Source organism: Acaryochloris sp. IP29b_bin.148 (assembly GCF_028285565.1).
In the GTDB taxonomy this organism is placed as follows: Bacteria; Cyanobacteriota; Cyanobacteriia; order Thermosynechococcales; family Thermosynechococcaceae; genus Acaryochloris.
Map to the genome: position 1 here is coordinate 35,123 of NZ_JANQOY010000001.1, position 6,489 is coordinate 41,611.

9 protein-coding genes are annotated in these 6,489 nt (G+C 48.8%); 5 read left to right on the forward strand and 4 right to left on the reverse strand.

Annotated features, from left to right (window positions below):
- Positions 1-123 precede the first annotated feature (123 nt).
- Positions 124-453, forward strand: a complete 330-nt coding sequence (locus Q0986_RS00165) for an STAS domain-containing protein (protein ID WP_299402071.1) — start codon at positions 124-126, stop codon at positions 451-453.
- Here Q0986_RS00165 and Q0986_RS00170 read toward each other — a convergent pair.
- Positions 443-1,633: a SpoIIE family protein phosphatase gene (locus tag Q0986_RS00170; protein WP_299402074.1), complete on the reverse strand. Its 1,191-nt coding sequence runs from the start codon at positions 1,631-1,633 to the stop codon at positions 443-445. The two genes, Q0986_RS00165 and Q0986_RS00170, sit on opposite strands and share 11 nt — an antisense overlap.
- Before the next feature lie 188 nt (positions 1,634-1,821).
- Between Q0986_RS00170 and Q0986_RS00175 the strand changes: the two genes are divergently transcribed.
- Both Q0986_RS00175 and Q0986_RS00180 read left to right on the forward strand, forming a co-directional pair.
- Positions 1,822-2,265 (forward strand): anti-sigma regulatory factor, encoded by a 444-nt coding sequence (locus Q0986_RS00175; protein WP_299402075.1) that lies wholly within the window; start codon positions 1,822-1,824, stop codon positions 2,263-2,265.
- Between the two features lies 1 nt (position 2,266).
- Positions 2,267-3,064 carry a pantothenate kinase gene (locus tag Q0986_RS00180; RefSeq protein WP_299402076.1) on the forward strand — a complete coding sequence of 266 codons (798 nt, stop codon included), beginning with the start codon at positions 2,267-2,269 and terminating at the stop codon, positions 3,062-3,064.
- A gap of 23 nt (positions 3,065-3,087) precedes the next feature.
- Here the strand turns inward: Q0986_RS00180 and Q0986_RS00185 are convergent, their stop codons facing one another.
- Positions 3,088-3,543 (reverse strand): NUDIX hydrolase, encoded by a 456-nt coding sequence (locus Q0986_RS00185; RefSeq protein WP_299402077.1) that lies wholly within the window; start codon positions 3,541-3,543, stop codon positions 3,088-3,090.
- 169 nt (positions 3,544-3,712) lie between these two features.
- Positions 3,713-4,183 carry a thioredoxin-dependent thiol peroxidase gene (gene bcp / locus Q0986_RS00190; RefSeq protein WP_299402079.1) on the reverse strand — a complete coding sequence of 157 codons (471 nt, stop codon included), beginning with the start codon at positions 4,181-4,183 and terminating at the stop codon, positions 3,713-3,715.
- 106 nt (positions 4,184-4,289) lie between these two features.
- Here bcp and Q0986_RS00195 point away from each other — a divergent pair, with 106 nt between their 5' ends.
- Entirely contained in the window at positions 4,290-4,469 is a 180-nt protein-coding gene (locus Q0986_RS00195; RefSeq protein WP_299402080.1) for a hypothetical protein, read from the forward strand.
- Positions 4,470-4,497: 28 nt separating this feature from the next.
- Positions 4,498-4,971 carry a GNAT family N-acetyltransferase gene (locus Q0986_RS00200; RefSeq protein WP_299402082.1) on the forward strand — a complete coding sequence of 158 codons (474 nt, stop codon included), beginning with the start codon at positions 4,498-4,500 and terminating at the stop codon, positions 4,969-4,971.
- 27 nt (positions 4,972-4,998) lie between these two features.
- Here Q0986_RS00200 and hemB read toward each other — a convergent pair whose 3' ends face one another.
- The gene (hemB, locus tag Q0986_RS00205; RefSeq protein WP_299402084.1) at positions 4,999-5,979 is read right to left on the reverse strand and encodes a porphobilinogen synthase; all 981 of its coding nucleotides are present in this window, start codon (positions 5,977-5,979) and stop codon (positions 4,999-5,001) included.
- Positions 5,980-6,489 lie beyond the last annotated feature (510 nt).

Here is a 6,489-nt window from a genome sequence, read left to right on the forward strand (position 1 = left end):
GCTCAATCGATGTCATTCTTTAAGGGCACTGCTCTCAAAGGGGTGTAGAACTCAACCTAAGATTGGGACTGGAGTGCAGGGTGATTTTCTGCGGATTCAGTTTAATCGTTATCCGACTAATCTATGACGCATCCTAAGGTCACAACCCTACAACCTCATAATATTTTAGACGGTGTTACAGGTATCACTTTTCGCCAAGATGTTACCGCTGCGATCGCAGCGGGAGCCGATATTATTTTGGTGGATTGTCAAGATCTGAAATTTATGGATAGTTCTGGGCTGGGCGCGTTAGTCCTGGCCCTCAAGTCGGTGCGAGCAGCAGAGCGCCAGCTAGCCCTGTGTTCTCTGAATCGACAAGTCGAGACGTTATTCCAGTTAACGGATATTGCGCAAATTTTTCACATTTATAAAAATCGGCAGCAGTTTGAACAAAGCGGATTGCTCAATGCCTAGGTACTGGATTGTAGGGTACGGAGGATGCATCCTCGCAGAAGGAGACTTGCATCAGGGCTAAGTCATCGGTGAAACCTGGGCTATTGCAACGCTGCTGAATTTGAGCCAACAGTTGCTCGATAGACGGGGTGCCTTGCTGATGGAGCTGTTTGAGTATAGTGGAGAATCCCTCTAGCCCCAACATGGCGTCATTGGGTTGGTGGATTTCATAAATGCCATCGCTAAAAATATAGAGAATCTGCTCAGGGGCAATATGACAGCGGTGACTGACATATTGGGACTCTGTAAACATGCCTAAGGGGAGACCCGGCGTTTTCAACGGCTGAATGTCGAGTGTTTGTGAGTTGGATACCAGCAAGGCTGGAGGATGCCCCGCACTGGCATACACTAATTCCCGGCGTAAGTGATGATAGACCCCATACCAAATGGTTAAATATTTGGGATTTTCCTGACTCATGGCAAATTGCAGATTGAGAGCATGCAACACTTCATGGGGATGTTCGTAGTTAATCCCAGGAAAGGCTTGCGATCGCAACATATTCAAAATAGAAACAGACGGCAGCGCTGCGCCTAACCCATGTCCTGACACATCGAGTAAATAGACAACGAGTGTCTCTGGCGTCAGCCAGTAATAATCAAAACAATCTCCTCCCAATTGCTGGGACGGAATAAACCGAGACGTAATTTGAATGGGCGACTCTAAGGGGGCAGGCAGGATGGAATGCACATATTGCGCGGCCTCCGCTAGCGCTGTCTCCAACTTTTGTTTTTGAGTTTGTAAGTCTTGATGCAAATGATAGATCCGTAACCCCGCCCTTACCCGAGCCTGCAGCTCGCTCATATCAATGGGTTTGGTGAGAAATTCATCGGCCCCAGCATTCAGGCCCGCAATTCGATCTTCTAGGTCAGAGCGAGAGGTGAGCAGAATAAAAAACGTCGCCGATAAATAAGGAGTAGATTTTAAGTGCTGACACACCTCAATTCCATCCAATACGGGCATCATCCAGTCGCAGATCACCAAGGCAGGTTGAGTCTGTTTTGCCCTCGCTAGCCCGTCTTGACCATTGGCCGCAACCGCCACTTGATAGCCTTGTTTCTCTAATGCACGGCGGATCAGGAGCTGGGTGATGGGATCATCATCGATGATCAAAATTTGCACCATAGCATTATTGCGAGTCAACACTCAGGCTCCTAAGGTTTAGATCAGCAGTGCAGAGATCAAGTCGATCGCTCATCCCTGGCATTTCACAAGGGGCAATATCGATCATAAAAGTAGGGATTGAGGGTATGAGTTTCCTATAATTAAGCTAAAGTAATTCCCTTCATCCACTGTACTCCTTCCGATATGCATAGCCTTGGACCCAGGCAATGGAGGTGTTGACCTCCCCACAGCAGATGCCAAAGCATTACCATCTCAGCGTTGATACTGATCTCAATAACTTGGCTCAAGTCCTAGACTGGTTTCATCAGAGTCATCCGACTCTGATCCCAGAACGGGAGTGGATAGAATGTCAAATTGCCCTAGCAGAGGGATTTACTAATGCTGTCCGTCATGCCCATCAGTCCCTTCCTACTCACACACCGATTCAATTAGAGTTAGGGATTGAGTTAGATCATATTGAAATCCGCATTTGGGACCAAGGCCCCACCTTTGATCTGTGTCAGTATTTGCGACACCATCCCACCTTCCCGGGGCAGGACGCAGACAGTGGTCGAGGGTTGCTGCTGATCAATCGAATTGCCGATCATTTGCAGTATCGGAGAGTCAATAATCGGTGTAATTGCCTGTCGATTATCAAATATCTTCCTTAGTATGCGCCTAACTGCTAAGGTGTTGGCCCCCTGGATTGGGCTCAGCATTGGGAATTCGCGACTGCACTGGTTTTATTACCAAGGGTCACAGCTCGATCGCACGTGGGATACGCCTCACGTTGGTACACCGATTGATCAAGCGCCTGCACGCTGGGCAGAGTGGCAACAGCATTCTCCCGCTTTTGCCGATCATCCCGTATCCCACCCCCTACCCGCGTTATGGATTGTCTCAGTGGTGTCATCCCAAACCCTGTTTTGGCAAACCTATCCTCAGGCGAAGGTTTTAAGCCATGCCGATATTCCTTTACAGCAACCTTATCCGACCTTCGGTCTCGATCGGGCCTTAGCCCTCTGGGCCGCTGGTACACTCTATCAATGGCCTGTCCTGGTTATAGATGCGGGGACTGCTATGACCTATACGGGGGCTACTTCCCCAGCCCACTGTGTGGGGGGCGCTATCTTGCCAGGGTTGGGATTGCAGTTGCGATCGCTTAACCAAGCCACCTCAGATTTACCTGCCGTTGCTCTTCCACCTCAGCTGCCTAAGCGGTGGGCCTTAGAAACCCCCTCGGCCATCCAAAGTGGTATTTTGCATACCTTGATTGCAGGCATGACGGATTTTATCCAAGCCTGGTTAGACGAGTATCCCACCAGCAAGATTGTGATCACAGGGGGAGATGCCGCCATGCTCCATCGCTACTTGGCTGGCCAGCCTGCAACAGCACCACTGATGGAGGGTCTGATCCTAGACCCCTTACTCCCAGGGCGTGGCCTTCAACGCTTGCGTCAGTTGGAGTGAGGAATAGCAGCGCTATTTAAGTTTTAGCGAATCACCCATTGCCCCTGTAAATAGTCTGCGAGTTGCTGAGTGTGATCGTGACTGAGGGGCATCTGTGCCGCTTGATCGAGGGCAAATACGTTGGCCTCGGCGATTTCATGGATATCATGGACCTTTAATTCGCCTTGGACGTGAATTTCAAAGGTCAGACAAATGGAGTGCACCCGAGGATCTCGATAGGGATCGGAATAAACGCCTACGCATCGTCCAATCCTCTCCAGGGTTAACCCCGTTTCCTCCGTTAGTTCACGGCTAATACTGTCCTGAATCTGCTCTCCCCAATCCACCATGCCGCCGGGTAAGCTCCAACACCCATTGTCACGCCGCTTCACTAAGACGATCTGTCCATCTTCGAGAATGGGAATTAGGCAGACTCCTAATAGGGGATGCCTAAACAGTAAGCCCAGTACTGTCTGGACAACATACGCGAAGCGTCTCATAACCTAACCAGCAAAAAATATAACCCAGACTGCGGGATCTTATAAAAATGCATCGAAAAAGGACTGGGTTAACCTTTTGATGAATGAATTTAAAGTGATTTAATTATCCATTACGGCTTTGCCTATCTTTAGCCATAAAGACTGCTTTAAAGCTAGCATCTTTTGCAATTTATTTCTGTAGTAATGCTAAGTCTTTTAGAATTGCTTCAGCATGATCAGCCGGTTTGACTTTACGATAAATCTTGGCGAGTTTTCCTTCAGGATTAATCAAAAAAGTATGTCGATAGATGCCCTCATACTCTTTCCCCATAAATTTTTTCGGCCCATAGGCTTCGTAGGTTTTTGCCACGTCTAGGGTTAGATCTGAGAGTAAGTAAAAGGGCAAATCCTGCTTTTGAATAAATTTTTGATGAGACTTGGCATCATCTCCACTTACCCCTAAAATGACAGCCTGGTTTGTTTGATAATGTTCATATTGATCGCGAAATCCACAGGCTTCTTTGGTGCAACCTGGGGTGTTATCGCGAGGATAAAAATATAGCACCACCCATTGTCCTTGGAAGGCTTGCAGGTGGATAGCGTTGCCCTCTGCATCGGGTAAGGTAAAGTCGGGTGCATCGTCACCAACTGCCAACGTCATAGCAAGATCCTTTATTCGCCAGGGTAGCTACATTCTACCTGCAGACCCACCCTGTCCTCCTCAGGACAGCGGTAGGATAACAGTAGACGTCTTTCTTGCTAGAGCCATGACCTTTTTTCGCCAAAATATTGCGCCTTTTTTAATTGTTTTGATTTTTGTCATGGCTTTAGTGGCGGTTAGTGCCCGAATCTTTTTGCCAGATGATATGGCTCAACCGGCTCCGATGGAAGAAGTTAGCGCCTGCATGGCTCCAAACGAGCTAGAGCCATCTTTAAATGTTTTTTGATGTGTGTCGTTGAACCTCTGGATAAATTTTGGCTAGCGCGTTTGTCTCAGGTTATAGCCTCCGTTTGGGCAGGAAGGATGAGCGGTATCTGTTACTCCGGTTTATGCAGCGTACTTATGCCGAACTGTATCCCGGTTATGACTATCAGCATCTCCAGGATGTGATTGATCAATATTGGTCCGAGCAGACCCCGTTCTGGTGGGTCACCTCTCCCACCAACCACCAACAGTTTGTGGCTGGCCTCTGGTTGGGAACCGCTATCGACCAACTTTCAGGAGAGGCCTATACCCATCTGTTTATGCTGTTTGTCGATCCTAACTATCGGAGACAAGGACTCGGCACGGCGCTGTTACAAGTGGCTGAGGACTGGGCTGCTCAACAGGGCGATGATCAGATTGGCTTACAGGTCTTTACCATTGCCCAGCCTGCGTTAGCGTTATATGAAAAGTTAGGATATCGTCCCCGCGCCCTTTTACTAATGAAAGAGATTGATCAGCAATAGGATGGGGGATTGATATCTGGGCCACCATTACGACAGCCACCGCGCCGCATCTTTGGCATGGTAGGTCAAAATCATATCGGCTCCAGAGCGTTTAAAGCTGGTCAGGGTTTCCATGACGACTTTTTCTTCATCGACCCAACCTTTGAGGGCTGCGGCTTTGACCATGGAATATTCACCGGACACGTTGTAGGCCGCGACGGGTAAGTTAGAGGCTTGCTTCACCTGCCAGATGATATCCATATAGGCGAGGGCAGGTTTGACCATGAGCATATCGGCTCCTTCGGCGATATCCAGCTCAATTTCTTTGATCGCTTCGCGGGAGTTGGCCGGGTCCATCTGATACGTTCTGCGATCGCCAAATTGAGGCGCAGATTCAGCCGCATCGCGAAACGGCCCATAGTAGGCAGAGGAATACTTAGCGGCGTAGGACATAATCGGAATGTCTTCAAAGCCTCCCTCATCCAATCCGGCCCGTATCGCTTGCACAAAACCATCCATCATCCCAGAAGGGGCAATAATATCGGCCCCTGCTTTCGCTTGAGAGACGGCGGTTTTCTTCAGCAGTTCTAGGGTCGGATCGTTGAGGACGCGGCCGGTTAAGTCTCCCGTTTCTAAATAGCCACAATGCCCATGCTGAGTGTATTCACACAGGCAGGTATCGACAATTACAATCAGATCCGGCACCGCTTCTTTGACGGCGGTAGACGCTTTTTGGACAATGCCATGATCATGCCAAGCCCCAGTGGCATCGGTATCTTTCTCTGTGGGAATCCCAAACAGTATCACGGCGGGGATGCCCAGGTCATAGACTTCTTTGGCTTCTTCTACCACCTTATCGATGGAAAGCTGGTAGACCCCTGGCATGGATGAGACTTCTTGAGCCACGCTTTCACCCGGTACGGCAAACAGCGGATAAATCAGATCGTTGGTGGTGACAACGGTTTCTTGCACCATGCGGCGCAATTGAGGATGGCTGCGAAGACGGCGCGGGCGATGGGTGGGAAACATAACCAGTAGGACTCTGCAATGAACGATAGGAGGGGACTTGTGTCGCCATACCTCAAATCTTATTACAGTTGCTAACGCCCAATGAAGAGATGTTCATTATCTTCACGGTCTACCACCATGCTTGATGTTCAATTTATGAGGTCAAGGTCAATTCAACCGTAGTGAAGTGACGCTAAAATAGTTGTAAGAGGGGTAATACTCTCATACAACTTTGAGCAATAACTATCCTAGAAGAGCCTTAGACTGCTGACACAGCCTAAGGCTTGAAGAGGTCGTTAGCTATTGCACATCGTGGTTCTGTTGAACCTCTGTGTTCGGCTGATCTGGTTGTAAGAACTGACACCAGATACCTTGATACCCCATAGACTTAATGCAGTTGCAATGAGTATAGGGGCTAGGATTTTTAGGCCCGCCTCGCTAACGCTTACCTCTAGTGCTTTTTGGGAGTGTTCGTGAGGTTTTTTCTTGCCCATTAAAAATCACCTCCTTGGTGGGTAAAGTTATCCCCTA

Bases quoted from the DNA above. Each gene is read 5' to 3' on its own strand.
- bcp (WP_299402079.1), bottom strand. From the start codon at position 4,183: ATGACGTTGGCAGTTGGTGACGATGCACCCGACTTTACCTTACCCGAT.
- Q0986_RS00195 (WP_299402080.1), top strand. From the start codon at position 4,290: ATGACCTTTTTTCGCCAAAATATTGCGCCTTTTTTAATTGTTTTGATT.
- Q0986_RS00185 (WP_299402077.1), bottom strand. From the start codon at position 3,543: ATGAGACGCTTCGCGTATGTTGTCCAGACAGTACTGGGCTTACTGTTT.
- Q0986_RS00165 (WP_299402071.1), top strand. From the start codon at position 124: ATGACGCATCCTAAGGTCACAACCCTACAACCTCATAATATTTTAGAC.
- Q0986_RS00175 (WP_299402075.1), top strand. From the start codon at position 1,822: ATGGAGGTGTTGACCTCCCCACAGCAGATGCCAAAGCATTACCATCTC.
- hemB (WP_299402084.1), bottom strand. From the start codon at position 5,979: ATGTTTCCCACCCATCGCCCGCGCCGTCTTCGCAGCCATCCTCAATTG.
- Q0986_RS00180 (WP_299402076.1), top strand. From the start codon at position 2,267: ATGCGCCTAACTGCTAAGGTGTTGGCCCCCTGGATTGGGCTCAGCATT.